The 13,168-nt window shown below is 66.9% G+C and carries 16 protein-coding genes and 1 tRNA gene; 2 read left to right on the top strand and 15 right to left on the bottom strand.

What is annotated here, in order from left to right:
• Positions 1-3: 3 nt before the first annotated feature.
• The 15 genes from nuoF to ACLFMY_RS00915 all read right to left on the bottom strand — a co-directional run bounded on the left by nuoF (position 4) and on the right by ACLFMY_RS00915 (position 11,748).
• The gene (gene nuoF / locus ACLFMY_RS00985) at positions 4-1,311 is read right to left on the bottom strand and encodes an NADH-quinone oxidoreductase subunit NuoF (RefSeq protein ID WP_410762639.1); all 1,308 of its coding nucleotides are present in this window, start codon (positions 1,309-1,311) and stop codon (positions 4-6) included.
• 4 nt (positions 1,312-1,315) lie between these two features.
• Positions 1,316-1,813 (bottom strand): NADH-quinone oxidoreductase subunit NuoE, encoded by a 498-nt coding sequence (gene nuoE, locus ACLFMY_RS00980; RefSeq protein ID WP_410762638.1) that lies wholly within the window; start codon positions 1,811-1,813, stop codon positions 1,316-1,318.
• Entirely contained in the window at positions 1,813-3,066 is a 1,254-nt protein-coding gene (locus ACLFMY_RS00975) for an NADH-quinone oxidoreductase subunit D (protein WP_410762637.1), read from the bottom strand. Before ACLFMY_RS00975 ends, nuoE begins: the two co-directional genes overlap by 1 nt.
• Before the next feature lie 3 nt (positions 3,067-3,069).
• On the bottom strand, positions 3,070-3,765 hold the full coding sequence (locus ACLFMY_RS00970; RefSeq protein WP_410762636.1) for an NADH-quinone oxidoreductase subunit C: 696 nt from the start codon (positions 3,763-3,765) through the stop codon (positions 3,070-3,072).
• 36 nt (positions 3,766-3,801) lie between these two features.
• Positions 3,802-4,281 (bottom strand): NuoB/complex I 20 kDa subunit family protein, encoded by a 480-nt coding sequence (locus ACLFMY_RS00965; protein WP_058575719.1) that lies wholly within the window; start codon positions 4,279-4,281, stop codon positions 3,802-3,804.
• A complete protein-coding gene (locus tag ACLFMY_RS00960; protein ID WP_410762635.1) occupies positions 4,272-4,628 on the bottom strand; it encodes an NADH-quinone oxidoreductase subunit A in 357 nt (118 codons plus the stop codon). Before ACLFMY_RS00960 ends, ACLFMY_RS00965 begins: the two co-directional genes overlap by 10 nt.
• Before the next feature lie 126 nt (positions 4,629-4,754).
• Positions 4,755-4,839 (bottom strand) — tRNA-Leu (locus ACLFMY_RS00955).
• A gap of 55 nt (positions 4,840-4,894) precedes the next feature.
• A complete protein-coding gene (gene secG, locus ACLFMY_RS00950; protein ID WP_410762634.1) occupies positions 4,895-5,314 on the bottom strand; it encodes a preprotein translocase subunit SecG in 420 nt (139 codons plus the stop codon).
• 3 nt (positions 5,315-5,317) lie between these two features.
• Entirely contained in the window at positions 5,318-6,082 is a 765-nt protein-coding gene (gene tpiA / locus ACLFMY_RS00945; protein ID WP_410762633.1) for a triose-phosphate isomerase, read from the bottom strand.
• Between the two features lie 111 nt (positions 6,083-6,193).
• Positions 6,194-6,703 (bottom strand): 2-C-methyl-D-erythritol 2,4-cyclodiphosphate synthase, encoded by a 510-nt coding sequence (gene ispF / locus ACLFMY_RS00940; RefSeq protein WP_410762632.1) that lies wholly within the window; start codon positions 6,701-6,703, stop codon positions 6,194-6,196.
• Entirely contained in the window at positions 6,700-7,518 is an 819-nt protein-coding gene (gene ispD, locus ACLFMY_RS00935) for a 2-C-methyl-D-erythritol 4-phosphate cytidylyltransferase (RefSeq protein ID WP_410762631.1), read from the bottom strand. The genes ispF and ispD overlap by 4 nt, the downstream gene beginning before the upstream one ends.
• Complete coding sequence (locus ACLFMY_RS00930) at positions 7,511-7,852, bottom strand: FtsB family cell division protein (RefSeq protein WP_410762630.1); 342 nt, start codon at positions 7,850-7,852, stop codon at positions 7,511-7,513. The genes ispD and ACLFMY_RS00930 overlap by 8 nt, the downstream gene beginning before the upstream one ends.
• A 21-nt stretch (positions 7,853-7,873) precedes the next feature.
• Entirely contained in the window at positions 7,874-9,151 is a 1,278-nt protein-coding gene (gene eno / locus ACLFMY_RS00925; protein WP_410762629.1) for a phosphopyruvate hydratase, read from the bottom strand.
• A 96-nt stretch (positions 9,152-9,247) separates the two neighbouring features.
• Entirely contained in the window at positions 9,248-10,096 is an 849-nt protein-coding gene (kdsA, locus tag ACLFMY_RS00920) for a 3-deoxy-8-phosphooctulonate synthase (protein ID WP_410762653.1), read from the bottom strand.
• Between the two features lie 2 nt (positions 10,097-10,098).
• Positions 10,099-11,748: a CTP synthase gene (locus tag ACLFMY_RS00915; RefSeq protein ID WP_410762628.1), complete on the bottom strand. Its 1,650-nt coding sequence runs from the start codon at positions 11,746-11,748 to the stop codon at positions 10,099-10,101.
• Positions 11,749-11,992: 244 nt separating this feature from the next.
• On the opposite strand from ACLFMY_RS00915, the gene ACLFMY_RS00910 reads away from it, so the two are divergent.
• Together ACLFMY_RS00910 and ACLFMY_RS00905 are read left to right on the top strand one after the other, a co-directional pair.
• Positions 11,993-12,436 carry a MarR family winged helix-turn-helix transcriptional regulator gene (locus ACLFMY_RS00910; RefSeq protein WP_410762627.1) on the top strand — a complete coding sequence of 148 codons (444 nt, stop codon included), beginning with the start codon at positions 11,993-11,995 and terminating at the stop codon, positions 12,434-12,436.
• A 107-nt stretch (positions 12,437-12,543) separates the two neighbouring features.
• Complete coding sequence (locus ACLFMY_RS00905) at positions 12,544-13,122, top strand: DUF2062 domain-containing protein (RefSeq protein WP_410762626.1); 579 nt, start codon at positions 12,544-12,546, stop codon at positions 13,120-13,122.
• Positions 13,123-13,168 lie beyond the last annotated feature (46 nt).

Genomic DNA, 13,168 nt, shown 5'->3' with positions numbered 1-13,168 from the left:
GGCTCACGCCGCGTCGGCCTTGCCATCGACCATGCTGTGGCCGTGCTTGATGTAGTACTCGAACTCCGGGCGGAAGTGCTTGATGAAGCTCCTTACCGGCGTGGCGGCCGCATCGCCGAAGGCGCAGATCGTGCGCCCCTCGATCTTGCTGGCCACGTCGTCGAGGCGGTCGAGATCCTCCAGCTTGCCCTTGCCGTCGATGATGCGGTTGAGCATGCGGAACAGCCAGCCGGTCCCCTCGCGACAGGGGGTGCACTGGCCGCAGGACTCGCGGTAGTAGAACTGCGCGATCCGGCGCAACGCCTTGACCATGCAGGTGTCCTCGTCCATGACGATCAGCCCGCCGGAGCCCAGGAAGGTGCCGGACTTGGCGATCGAGTCGTAGTCCATGTTGGTCTCGAGCATGATCTCGCCCGGGATGACCGGCGAGGAGGTTCCGCCCGGGATCACGGCCTTGCAGCGCTTGCCGTCGCGCATGCCGCCGGCCATTTCCAGCAGCTCGGCGAACGGTGTGCCCATCGGGATCTCGAACACGCCCGGCTTGTTGACGTGGCCGGAGACCGACCAGATCTTCACGCCGCCGCTGTTCGGCACGCCCAGGTCGGCGAACCACTGTCCGCCGTTGCGCATGATCGCCGGGATGGACGACAGCGTCTCGGTGTTGTTGACCGTGGTCGGTCGGCCGTAGAGGCCGAAGTTCGCCGGAAACGGCGGCTTGAAGCGCGGCTGGCCCTTCTTGCCCTCGAGCGACTCGAGCAGCGCGGTCTCCTCGCCGCAGATGTAGGCGCCGGCGCCCAGCGAGCCGGCCAGGTCGAAGTCGATGCCCGACCCCTGGATGTTCTTGCCGAGCATCCCGTACTCGTAGGCTTCCTTGACGGCCTGCTCGAAGCGCTGGAAGACCAGGTCCGAGAACTCGCCGCGCATGTAGTTGTAGCCCATGGTCGCGCCGATGGAGTAGCCGGCGATCGCCATGCCCTCGACCAGCGCGTGCGGGTTGTTCATCAGGATCTGGCGGTCCTTGAAGGTGCCGGGCTCGGATTCGTCCGAGTTGCAGACGATGTACTTCTGTCCCGGCGCGTTGCGCGGCATGAACGACCACTTGAGCCCCGTCGGGAAGCCGGCGCCGCCCCGGCCACGCAGGTTCGAGGTCTTGACCTCCTCGATGATCAGCGCCGGGTCGGTCTTTTCCTCGAGGATCTTCTTCCAGGCCTGGTAGCCGCCGGACTCGAGATAGGCCTCGAGCGACCACGGCTTCTCGTGATCGAGCGTGGCGAAGCAGACGGCTGTCGAACTGGCTTTGTTGAAACTCATGGCGTCAATCCAGCTTGTCGAGAATCTCGTCGACCTTTTCCGGCGTCAGGTTCTCGTAGTAGACATGGTCGACCTGCATCATCGGCCCGCCACCGCAGGCCGCAAGACACTCCTCCTCCTTCTTCAGGAGGATCCGTCCGTCCGGCGTGGACTCGCCGGTCTTGATCCCGAGCTTCCGCTCGCAGTGCTCGACGATCTCGTCGGACCCCATCAGCGAACAGGCGATGTTTGTGCATACCGACACGTGGTGGCGGCCACAGGGCTTGGTCTCGATCATCGAGTAGAACGAGGCCACCTCGTAGACGGAGATCGGCTCCATCTCGAGGTACTCGGCGATCGCGTCCATCAGGTCGACGGTGACGTGACCCTCGTTCTGGTGCTGCACGATGCGCAGCGCCGCCAGGACCGCGGACTGCTTGCGGTCCTCGGGGTAGCGCGACAGCCACTGATCGATCTCCTCGCGGGAGTGTTCGGTCAGCAGATCCAGCTTGCTTTCGCTCATCAGCGGTCGACCTCTCCGAATACGATGTCCTGGGTGCCGATGATCGCCACGACGTCGGCCAGCATGTGGCCGCGCGACATCTCATCCAGCCCCGACAGGTGCGCGAAGCCCGGCGCGCGGATCTTCAGGCGGTAGGGCTTGTTGGCCCCGTCGGAGACCAGGTAGATCCCGAACTCGCCCTTGGGGTGCTCCACCGCCGCGTATGCCTCGCCCTCGGGCAGGGTATACCCCTCGGTGAAGAGCTTGAAGTGATGGATCAGGGACTCCATGTCCGCCTTGAGCTCCTCGCGGCGCGGCGGGACCACCTTGTGGTCTTCCACCATCACGGGCCCCGGATTCTTGCGCAGCCAGTCGATGCACTGGCGGATGATGCGGTTGGACTGGCGCATCTCCTCGACGCGCACCAGGTAGCGGTCGTAGCAGTCGCCGTTCACCCCCACCGGGATGTCGAAGTCGAGCTGATCGTAGACCGCGTACGGCTGGTGCTTGCGCAGGTCCCACTCCACGCCGGAGCCGCGCAGCATCGGGCCGGTGAAGCCCATCTGCAGCGCGCGTTCCTTGCTGACGATGCCGATGTCGACCGTGCGCTGCTTCCAGATGCGGTTGTCGGTCAGCAGCGTCTCGTACTCGTCGACGTACTTGGGGAAACGGTTGGTGAAGTCCTCGAGGAAGTCGAGCAGCGAGCCCTGGCGGGCCTCGTTCATGCGCTTAACCTCGCGCTCGCTGTGCCACTTGGAGGGCTCGTACTGCGGCATGGTGTCCGGAAGGTCCCGCGCAACGCCACCGGGGCGGTAGTAGGTCGCGTGCAGGCGCGCCCCGGAGACCGCCTCGTAGCAGTCCATCAGGTCCTCGCGCTCGCGGAAGGCGTACAGGAACACCGCCATCGCGCCGATGTCCAACGCGTGGGCACCCAGCCACAGCAGGTGGTTCAGGATGCGGGTGATCTCGTCGAACATCACGCGGATGTACTGGGCCCGCTCCGGGATCTCGAGATCCAGCAGCTGCTCGATGGCGCGCACGTAGGCATGCTCGTTGCACATCATCGAGATGTAGTCGAGCCGGTCCATGTAACCGATCGACTGGTTGTAGGGCTTGCTCTCGGCCAGCTTCTCGGTGGCACGGTGCAGCAGGCCGATGTGCGGGTCGGCCCGCACGACGGTCTCGCCGTCCATCTCGAGGACCAGGCGCAGCACGCCGTGGGCAGACGGGTGCTGGGGACCGAAATTCAGGGTGTAGTTGGCGATTTCCGGCATCTATCAGCCCTCGTCGAGGTCAATGTAGCGGCTGTCCTTGCGGTGCACCTTCGGCACCAGCACGCGCGGCTCGATCGACACCGGTTCGTAGACGACCCGCTGCTTCTCGTCGTCGTAACGCACCTCGACGTTGCCGATCAGCGGGAAGTCCTTGCGGAAGGGGTGGCCGACGAAACCGTAGTCGGTCAGGATCCGGCGCAGGTCCGGGTGCTCCTCGAACAGGATGCCGAACAGGTCGAAGGCCTCGCGCTCGAACCAGTTCACGCCCGCCCAGACCGAGACGACCGACGGCACGGACGGCGCCTGGTCGTCCGGGCAGTAGACGCGCACGCGCAGCCGCCAGTTGTGCGTGTAGGACAGCAGGTGCGCGACCACGGCGAAGCGCGGGCGGCCGAGATCACCGGCATCCGGCTCCTCGCCGAACTTGAGCCAGCCGCTGGTGTTGGGCTCGACCCCGCGGCTGTAGCCCGTGTAGGAGACCGTCTCCTCGCCGGCCCACTCGCCGCGGCCGTACTCGAGGTAGTCGACGCCGCAGATATCCACGCACTGCTCGAAACGGGTCGCCTCGCTCTGCTCCAGCCGCCTGGCGACCTCGCGCCAGTTCTCGGCGGCCACCTCGATGGTGACCTCGCCACGATCGATGGTCTGATCGACGATGAACTCGCCGATGGTCTCTTTCAGGGCCGTTTGCAAATTCATAGGTCGGGCTGCCCCCAAAATGCTTGCCACAGGCCGTCAGGCACGCGCGATGGTGTTGGTGCGGCGGATCTTGTTCTGCAACTGGATGATGCCGTAGAGCAGCGCTTCGGCCGTCGGCGGACAGCCCGGCACGTAGATGTCCACGGGCACGATCCGGTCACAGCCTCGCACCACCGAGTAGGAATAGTGGTAGTAGCCGCCGCCGTTGGCGCAGGAGCCCATCGAGATGACCCAGCGCGGCTCGGCCATCTGGTCGTAGACCTTGCGCAGGGCCGGCGCCATCTTGTTGACCAGCGTGCCGGCGACGATCATCACGTCCGACTGGCGCGGACTGGGGCGGAACACCACGCCGAAGCGGTCCAGGTCGTAACGCGCCGCACCGGCATGCATCATCTCGACGGCGCAGCAGGCCAGGCCGAAGGTCATCGGCCAGAGCGAGCCGGTGCGTGCCCAGTTGATCAGCTTGTCGGCCGAGGTGGTGACAAAGCCCTTCTCGAGAACGCCTTCTACTCCCATTCCAGCGCCCCCTTCTTCCACTCGTAGATGAAGCCGATCACCAGCACGCCGAGGAAGATCGCCATCGCGCCCAGGCCGAAGCCGCCGATGTCCTCGAGGGCAACGGCCCAGGGGAACAGGAAGGCGATCTCGAGGTCGAAGATGATGAACAGGATGGCTACCAGGTAGTAGCGGATGTCGAACTTCATGCGCGCGTCCTCGAAGGGCGCGAAACCGCACTCGTACGCATCGTTCTTGGCCGGATCGGGCCGCTTGGGTGCCAGAATCTGGCCGATGACCAGAAGACCCAGGGAAAACAGGGTGGCCACACCGAAGAAGATCAGGATGGGAATGTAGCCTTCAAGCATCTGACACCCTCTTGCTCGAAATCCGCTGGGCAGGGACCGGCGGAATTTTTTCTGCGCGTTCGACTCCCCTGCACGCTCATTGCTGTAGCGTAGCAAGGATAACGAATCGAACCGGAAAAGTACGTTTGGTGCGGACGGTGGGACTCGAACCCACACGGCTTTCGCCACTACCCCCTCAAGATAGCGTGTCTACCAGTTCCACCACGTCCGCTTTGATTGTCAACCGGATCATCGCTTGATCCGGCCGTAACGGCGAATGTTCGCCGTTACTGTCCGGGCACATCCGACGGCGATTGGGTGTTGCCGTCTTCCTGCCCAGAGGGTGCCGCCGAGTTCGGGGATGGGACGTCGGTCGGCTTTTCTGCCGGCTCGTCGGACGGGGTGCGTTCGACTTCGCCGGACTCGCTTCCGCTCTCGGAAACGGGTGCAGAATCTACCACGCTCGAGGGCTCCTGGGAAGTGTTGATTACGTAGGCGAGCAACAGACTGGTGCCGAAGAAGGCCACGACCATCCAGCCGGTCACTTTCTGCAGCGTGTTGGCCGGCCCGCGGGCGCCGTGAACGGTGCCGGAAGCACCCGAACCGAAGGCCGCACCGGCATCGGCGCCCTTGCCATGCTGAATCAGCACCATGCCGATCAGGGCGAGGCCCAGCAGCACGTGAACGATGAGTACGAGAGTCGTCATTACTTAACCTACCGTGTCGGCCGCGGCGCGACAGATGCCAAGGAAATCCTCGGCCTTGAGAGAGGCACCACCGATCAGCCCGCCGTCGATGTCCGGCTGGCCGAAGAGCTCGGCGGCGTTGCCCGGCTTGACCGAGCCGCCGTACTGGATACGCACCGACTGGGCCACCCGGGCGTCGTGCGAGTCGAGTTGCCCGCGGATGAAGGCATGGACCTGCTGGGCCTGCTCCGGGCTGGCCGTCCGACCCGTGCCGATCGCCCAGACGGGCTCGTAGGCGATCACCATACGCTCGAAGGCCTTGATGCCGTTGCCGGCGATCACGGCGGCGAGCTGCTGGCGAACCACCGCCTCGGTCTCGTCGGCCTCGCGTTCCTCCAGCGTCTCGCCCACGCAGAGGATAGGCGTCAGCCCGGCATGCAGTGCCGCCTTGACCTTCTCGCTGACGATCTCGTCGGTCTCGCCGTACAGGGCGCGGCGCTCGGAGTGCCCCAGGATCACGTAACGGGCACCGACGTCGGACAACATCTCGGGGGCGACCTCGCCGGTGAAGGCACCCGAGGACTGTTCCGAGCAGTTCTGGCCGCCGACGCCGAGGGCCGTGCCCTTCGCCAGTCCCACGACCTGCGGGACGTAGACGAACGGCGGGCAGACGGCCACGTCGATATCGGCCAGATTGCTCATCTCGGAGAGTACCCCGGCGACCAGCGCTTCGTTGCCGGCCTCGGTCCCGTTGAGCTTCCAGTTTCCTACGACAATCGGTTTACGCATCCGATGGTTCCACTTTGCTTTTCCAAGAGTCTCGATCCCGCGGGACGGAGTCCGCAACGGACCCGGACCCCACGAAACGGGCGACAAGCCTACTTGCCTGCCCCCCCAAAATCAATCCGCCGATCGATCCGGGCATCGCCGGATCAGGGCGACGGCCTCGGCCGCGATGCCCTCCCCCCGGCCGGTGAACCCGAGCCGTTCGGAGGTGGTGGCCTTGACGTTCACCGCGGCGGGCTCCGTGCCCAGGGCCGCGGCGATCGCCGCGCGCATGGGCTCGATCCACGGCGCGAGCTTCGGTGCCTGGGCGATGACCGTCCCGTCGACGTTCACCACGCACCACCCGGCCTCGGCGAGCATCGCCACCACCCGCCCGAGCAGCTTGCGGCTGTCGGCGCCCTCCCAGGTCGGATCGGTGTCCGGGAAGTGCCGCCCGATATCCCCGAGGCCTGCCGCGCCGAGCAGCGCGTCGCAGATGGCGTGCAGCAGCACGTCACCGTCGGAGTGCGCGCGAAAGCCGCGGTCGAAGGGGATCCGGCAACCGCCGATCCACAGGTGGTCACCGGCCTCGAACGCATGCACGTCGAAGCCATGGCCGGCGCGAATGGCGGCGGGATCGGTCATTGCAGCACCCCCTGCTGCCGGAGGATGGCCCGGGCGATGGCGATGTCCTCCGGGTGGGTGATCTTCAGGTTGTCCGCCGCCGCTTCGACCAGCCGCGGAAAGAGCCCCGCCTGCTCGAGCGCGGAGGACTCGTCGGTGACCTCGCGGCCGGCCTCGATCGCCGAGTCCAGCGCCCCGAGCACCACGCCGACCGGGAACAACTGCGGCGTCAGTGCATGCATGAGGGAACCCCGGTCCACCGTCTCGGCCACGTGCCCCCGCGCATCCACGCGCTTGATGGTGTCGCGCACCGGCGCGGCGAGCAGCGCCCCCTCCGGTGCCGTCGCGGTCTCGAGCAGCCGGGTGACATCCTCCGGACGCACGCAGGGACGGGCGGCGTCGTGGACCATCACCCACTCGCCGAGCCCGTCGGGACCCTCGTCCCCGGGAACCATATCCGCCCAGCGATCTCGAAACACCGCCAGGCCGTTCCGCACGCTCTCGGCTCGCGTCGCGCCCCCGGGCACCTGCCAGACGGGCACCCCGCCCGCCTCCACCGCCGTCGCGGCCTCCGCCGGCGCGTCGGGCGCCGTCACGAGGACGATACCTGCCAGCCCCGGCAGCGCGGCAAAGCGGGAGATGGTGAGATCCAGCACCGATCGCCCGCCGAGTGCCATGTACTGCTTGGGCGTGTCGCTACGCATGCGGCGACCGAAACCGGCCGCCGGGAGCAACAACCACCAGCGACCGGCCTCGAGCGGGGTGCGCCCGCCCCGATCTCCCTGTGGGCGGGCGGCTGTCACGGCCGGCCGGGAGGATCCGGAACGGTCACTCATCGGGGACGAATCGCGGCACACGGGTGCCATCGAGCTGGGCCGGGGTGATGGTGTCGGGACGCACGGCCTCGATCACCTGGAAGAAGTGCTCGTCGGGGTAGACGAAGCCCAGGTTCAGGCGCGCCTGGCCTTCCACGGCTGCCACGCCCTCGCGCAGGCTCTCGACCTCCGCGGCAAGCGTCTCGTTGCGCATCTCCAGGCGCCGCAGGTCGGCCTCCAGGGCCTCGAGCCGCTTCTCCTTGGCCTGCACGTTGCCCACGGAGGCGTCGCCGAACCACACCCGCCATTGCAGGCCGGCCAGCGTCAGGACCAGGACCAGGGTCAGCCAGCGCATCCCAGCGGCCGAGGGACCGGCTTACTGGCCGAACGCCGACCGGCCCGGGAAACGGGCCCGGTCGCCGAGTTGCTCCTCGATGCGCAGCAACTGGTTGTACTTGGCGATCCGGTCGGAGCGCGACAGCGAACCGGTCTTGATCTGCCCGGCGTTGGTGGCCACGGCCAGGTCCGCGATCGTGGTGTCCTCGGTCTCGCCGGAGCGGTGGGAGACGACGTTGGAGTAGCCGTTCTCCTGCGCCAGCCGCATGGCCGCCAGCGTCTCGGTCAGGGTGCCGATCTGGTTGACCTTGACCAGCATGGAGTTGGCGATCTTGCGCTCGATGCCCTCGCGCAGGATCTTCTCGTTGGTGACGAACAGATCGTCGCCCACGAGCTGGCACTTGCCACCCAGCCGCTCGGTCAGCAGCGCCCAGCCATCCCAGTCGTCCTCGGCCATGCCGTCCTCGATCGAGAGGATCGGGTACTTCTCGACCCACTCGGCCAGCAGGTCGACCATGCCGGCGGCGTCCAGGCTGCGGTTCTCGCCGGCCAGCACGTACTTGCCGTCCTTGATGTACTCGGAGCTCGCCGCGTCCAGGCCGAGGAACACGTCCTTGCCCGGGGTGTAGCCGGCCTTCTCGATCGCCTCCATGATGGCCTCGATCGCGGCCTCGTTGGAGGGCAGGTCGGGGGCGAAGCCACCCTCGTCGCCGACCGCCGTGGACAGGCCGCGCGCGGCCAGCACCTGCTTGAGCGCATGGAACACCTCGACGCCGTAGCGCAGGGCCTCGGAGAAGCTCGGCGCGCCGGCCGGGATGATCATGAACTCCTGCATGTCGATGGAGTTGTCGGCATGCTCGCCGCCGTTGATGATGTTCATCATCGGCACCGGCAGGGTGACGGCAGCATCACCGCCCAGGTAGGCGTACAGCGGCTCGTTGCGCACCAGCGCGCCGGCCTGGGCCGCGGCCAGGGAGACGGCGAGGATCGCGTTCGCGCCCAGGCGGGACTTGTTCTCGGTGCCGTCGAGCTCGATCATCCGGTTGTCGATGTCCGACAGCGAGTGGACGTTCATGCCGGCGATGGCGTCATTGATCTCGCCGTTGACGTTGGCCACCGCCCGGGTCACGCCCTTGCCGAGGAAGCGGGAGGCATCGCCGTCACGCAGTTCGATGGCCTCGCGCGCGCCGGTCGAAGCACCGGACGGGACGATGGCACGCCCCATGACACCGCCGGCAACGTGGACCTCGGCCTCGACCGTCGGGTTGCCGCGTGAATCGATTACTTCTCGTGCGTGCACTCGCTCGATGGCTGCCATGCAAGTTCTCTCCTGTCTGTGAAATTCGGTTGCGTTCGTTGCCGCCCCGTGGCCCTGCGGGCGGCCGGCGATCATTGGTCCGTGCGCCCCGCGGCGTCAGTCGCCTATGCCGAGATAGCGGTTTTCCGGAAAACCCGACGCCTTGACCGTGCGGTCGAGCGTGGTCAGCGTGAGCAGCAGCTCGGCCATCTCGTCCATGGGCCAGGCGTTGGGCCCGTCGGACAGTGCCCGCTCCGGGTTCGGATGCGTTTCCATGAACAGGCCGGAGACCCCGGCGGCCACCGCGGCACGCGCCAGCACCGGCACGAACTCGCGCTGGCCGCCCGAGGCCTTGCCCTGTCCGCCCGGCTGCTGGACCGAGTGGGTGGCGTCGAAGACCACCGGCGCACCGGTCTGGCGCATGATCGCCAGCCCCCGCATGTCGGAGACCAGCGTGTTGTAGCCGAAGGACACGCCCCGCTCGCAGACCATCACCTGGTCGTTGCCGACCGCGCGGGCCTTCTCGACCACGTTGGCCATGTCCCAGGGCGCGAGGAACTGCCCCTTCTTGATGTTCACGGGCAGGCCCTGGCGCGCCACGTTCTGGATGAAGTTGGTCTGCCGGCAGAGGAAGGCCGGGGTCTGCAGGACGTCGACCACGGAGGCGACCTCCTCGAGCGGCGTGTCCTCGTGGACGTCGGTGATGACCGGCAGGCCGAACTCGCGCTTGACGTCCTCGAGGATCGCCAGCCCGCGTTCCAGGCCCGGCCCCCGGTAGCTGTCCGTCGACGAGCGGTTGGCCTTGTCGAAGGAACTCTTGTAGATCAGCCGGATACCGGCGGTTTCTGCCATCTCCTTGAGCTGCCCGGCCGTCTCGCGGGCGAGTTCCGCCGACTCGATCACGCAGGGACCGGCGATCAGGAACAGCGGCTGGTCGAGTCCGACCTCGAAGTCGAGCAGTTTCATGGTCATTCGTCTTCCTGGACCTCGGATTGCCCCACCCTCTGGGTATGGGCCGCGTTCACGAACGCGATGAACAGCGGGTGGCCGTCGCGCGGCGTGGAGCGGAATTCCGGGTGGAACTGGCAGGCGAAGAAGAACGGGTGATCCGGCAGCTCGACCGTCTCGACCAATTCGTTCTCCGCCGACCAGCCGGCGAACACCATCCCCGCCGACTCCAGCGCCTTGCGGTAGCCGTTGTTGAACTCGTAGCGGTGGCGGTGGCGCTCGGTGATCTCGTCACTGCCGTATATCTGGTGCGCCAGGGTCTTGGGCGCGATCCGGCAACGCTGGGCACCCAAGCGCATGGTCCCGCCAAGATCGGCGTCCGCGCTGCGCTCGATCCGGTTGCCCTGCTCGTCACGCCACTCGGTGATCAGCGCGATGACCGGGTTCTCCGTCTCGGGGGCGAACTCGGTCGAGCAGGCGCCGGCAAGCCCGGCGACGTTGCGCGCGTACTCGATCACCGCCACCTGCATGCCGAGGCAGATGCCGAGGTACGGCTTGCCGGCCTCGCGGGCGTAGCGTACCGCGGCGATCTTGCCCTCGACCCCGCGCGAGCCGAAGCCGCCCGGGACGAGGATCGCGTCCATTCCCTCCAGGCGCCCCACCCCCTCGCGCTCGAAGGACTCGGAGTCGAAGTAGTGGATGTTCACCCGGGTGCGGGTCTGGATACCGGCGTGCAGCAGCGCCTCGTTGACGCTCTTGTAGGCATCGACCAGGTCGACGTACTTGCCCACCATCGCGATGTCGACGATGCGGTCGGGCTTGGTCTGGGCCTCGACCACGCGATCCCACTCGGACAGGTCCGCGGGACCGGCATTGATGTGGAGCTTCCTGATCACCGTCTCGTCGAGCTTCTGCGCGTGCAGCAGCCGCGGGATGCGGTAGATGGTGTCCGCGTCGATCGCCGAGATCACCGCGTCGTGCTCGACGTTGGTGAACAGGGCGATCTTGCGACGCTCGTCTTCCGGCAGCGCTACCTCGGCCCGGCAGACCAGCACGTCCGGCTGGATGCCGATGGAGCGCAGCTCCTTGACCGAGTGCTGGGTGGGCTTGGTCTTGACCTCGCCGGCGGCCTTGATGAACGGCACCAGCGTCAGGTGCATGAAGATGGCGCGATCGCGCCCCATCTCCACGCCCAGCTGACGGATCGCCTCGAGGAACGGCAGGGACTCGATGTCGCCCACCGTGCCGCCGATCTCGATCAGGGCGACGTCGTAGCCCTTGCTGCCCTCGACGACGCGGCGCTTGATCTCGTCGGTGATGTGGGGAATCACCTGCACGGTGCCGCCGAGGTAGTCGCCGCGGCGCTCACGCCGGATGACCGACTCGTAGACGCGGCCGGTGGTGAAGTTGTTGCGGCGCCCGACCGGGGAACGCACGAAGCGCTCGTAGTGACCCAGGTCGAGATCCGTCTCCGCCCCGTCATCGGTGACGAACACCTCGCCGTGCTGGAACGGGCTCATGGTGCCCGGATCGACGTTGATGTACGGGTCGAGCTTCATGAGGGTCACGCGCAGGCCGCGCGACTCCAGCAGGGCACCCAGCGAGGCGGCGGTGATACCCTTGCCCAGGGACGAGACGACCCCACCGGTGACGAAGACGAATTTGGTCATTCACTAACCATTTCGAGAGGAATGTTGGCGGTGGACCCAGAGGCCCGATTCAAGCGCGAAATGTTACCGCAAACCCCCTGTCCCGGCAATCTGGCTCGCCCGTCCAGCACGCCGGTCATCCGCATGGCGAGCCGGCCGTCCCGCCGCGATCGACCGGACCGACGGGCGAGTCGACGTGGCGCGGCGGGCGGCATGATGAGATCATGACCGGATTTCCACCTCATGACAGGGATCGAACCCCGAGATGACGAACCCGATCCAACAGCAGGAAGACGAGATCACCCGGCTGGTATTCGACGTCTCGCGCCTGTGGCGCGTCCAGGTCAACGACACCCTGGCCGAGTTCGGCCTGACCGCCTCGGCCTGGGCGGTCATCCGCATCCTCCGCGACGAGGGCGAGGGCCGAACGCAGAAAGAGCTGGCAAGCGAACTGGCCATCGAGGGGCCGACCCTGGTCAAGCTGCTCGACGGCCTGGAGAAAGGCGGCTGGATCGAGCGCCGGATTTCCGAGTCCGACCGCCGCGCCAAGACCATCTGGCTGCTGCCCAGCGCCCATCAACGGATCGACGCGGCCGACCAGGCACTGGCCCACTTCCGCCACCAGGTGATCGGGGAGCTGAGCGAAACCGAGAAACGCGACTACATCGCCCTGAGCCAAAAGGTGCGCGATCTGCTAAAGAACCTGTAGACAAGTCGATGAAACTCAGGGGATTCCCCCCAGCGCCCCCCGGGGGAGCGGGGGTTCCCGGGCCGCCGACACGCACCTTCCATCGGCGAAGCTCGACGAGGCCCGACATGCCACGCAAGTTCTTCCGTCGCCTGACACCCAACCGCCACCGGATCGTCTCCCAGCCGTTTCTCAAGCCGGTCGCGCAGTTCCTGGGCGACCCGAACATCTGGCACCTCAATCGCCGCTCGGTCTCCGGCGGCGTGGCCCTGGGCCTGTTCCTGGCCTTCATCCCGCTGCCCGGCCAGATGCTGATGGCGGCGGCCGGGGCGATCGTGATGCGCGTGAACATCGCGCTGGCCGTCGCGGTGGTCTGGGTGACCAACCCGTTGACCCTGCCGCCTTTGCTCTGGATCGCCTACCAGGTCGGGGCGGTACTCACCGGCGCCGCACTCGACCCGCCCACCGGCGAGACCGGGGTGATGAGCATCGGCTACGCCATGAGCCAGCTGCCCCACATCTGGCTGCCACTGGGCACCGGGCTGCTGACCCTCTCGTTCGTCAGCTCCCTGCTCGGGTTCGCCATCATCCGGCTGCTCTGGCGCCTGCACCTGACCCGGCACAAGCGCCGTCGTCGGGCGCAGCGATTACTGCGCCTGCGCCAGTTCCAGCGAGACCAGAAATCGCGCAACGCACGCGACGACTGAGCCCCGGGATACACGACGCGGCGCCGGGCGCTGCGTTATACTGCGC

Source organism: Guyparkeria sp. (assembly GCF_046545975.1).
Lineage (GTDB): Bacteria > Pseudomonadota > Gammaproteobacteria > Halothiobacillales > Halothiobacillaceae > Guyparkeria.
The sequence above is the reverse complement of the archived record's forward strand: the minus strand, read 5'-3'. Positions and strand labels throughout refer to the sequence as shown.

What these genes read in the sequence shown, in the direction of transcription:
- tpiA (WP_410762633.1), bottom strand. Translation starts at nt 6,082, where the DNA reads ATGCGTAAACCGATTGTCGTAGGAAACTGGAAGCTCAACGGGACCGAG.
- ACLFMY_RS00930 (WP_410762630.1), bottom strand. Translation starts at nt 7,852, where the DNA reads ATGCGCTGGCTGACCCTGGTCCTGGTCCTGACGCTGGCCGGCCTGCAA.
- nuoE (WP_410762638.1), bottom strand. Translation starts at nt 1,813, where the DNA reads ATGAGCGAAAGCAAGCTGGATCTGCTGACCGAACACTCCCGCGAGGAG.
- ACLFMY_RS00970 (WP_410762636.1), bottom strand. Translation starts at nt 3,765, where the DNA reads ATGAATTTGCAAACGGCCCTGAAAGAGACCATCGGCGAGTTCATCGTC.
- ispD (WP_410762631.1), bottom strand. Translation starts at nt 7,518, where the DNA reads ATGAGTGACCGTTCCGGATCCTCCCGGCCGGCCGTGACAGCCGCCCGC.
- eno (WP_410762629.1), bottom strand. Translation starts at nt 9,151, where the DNA reads ATGGCAGCCATCGAGCGAGTGCACGCACGAGAAGTAATCGATTCACGC.
- kdsA (WP_410762653.1), bottom strand. Translation starts at nt 10,096, where the DNA reads ATGAAACTGCTCGACTTCGAGGTCGGACTCGACCAGCCGCTGTTCCTG.
- nuoF (WP_410762639.1), bottom strand. Translation starts at nt 1,311, where the DNA reads ATGAGTTTCAACAAAGCCAGTTCGACAGCCGTCTGCTTCGCCACGCTC.
- ACLFMY_RS00915 (WP_410762628.1), bottom strand. Translation starts at nt 11,748, where the DNA reads ATGACCAAATTCGTCTTCGTCACCGGTGGGGTCGTCTCGTCCCTGGGC.
- ispF (WP_410762632.1), bottom strand. Translation starts at nt 6,703, where the DNA reads ATGACCGATCCCGCCGCCATTCGCGCCGGCCATGGCTTCGACGTGCAT.
- secG (WP_410762634.1), bottom strand. Translation starts at nt 5,314, where the DNA reads ATGACGACTCTCGTACTCATCGTTCACGTGCTGCTGGGCCTCGCCCTG.
- ACLFMY_RS00975 (WP_410762637.1), bottom strand. Translation starts at nt 3,066, where the DNA reads ATGCCGGAAATCGCCAACTACACCCTGAATTTCGGTCCCCAGCACCCG.
- ACLFMY_RS00905 (WP_410762626.1), top strand. Translation starts at nt 12,544, where the DNA reads ATGCCACGCAAGTTCTTCCGTCGCCTGACACCCAACCGCCACCGGATC.
- ACLFMY_RS00910 (WP_410762627.1), top strand. Translation starts at nt 11,993, where the DNA reads ATGACGAACCCGATCCAACAGCAGGAAGACGAGATCACCCGGCTGGTA.
- ACLFMY_RS00960 (WP_410762635.1), bottom strand. Translation starts at nt 4,628, where the DNA reads ATGCTTGAAGGCTACATTCCCATCCTGATCTTCTTCGGTGTGGCCACC.
- ACLFMY_RS00965 (WP_058575719.1), bottom strand. Translation starts at nt 4,281, where the DNA reads ATGGGAGTAGAAGGCGTTCTCGAGAAGGGCTTTGTCACCACCTCGGCC.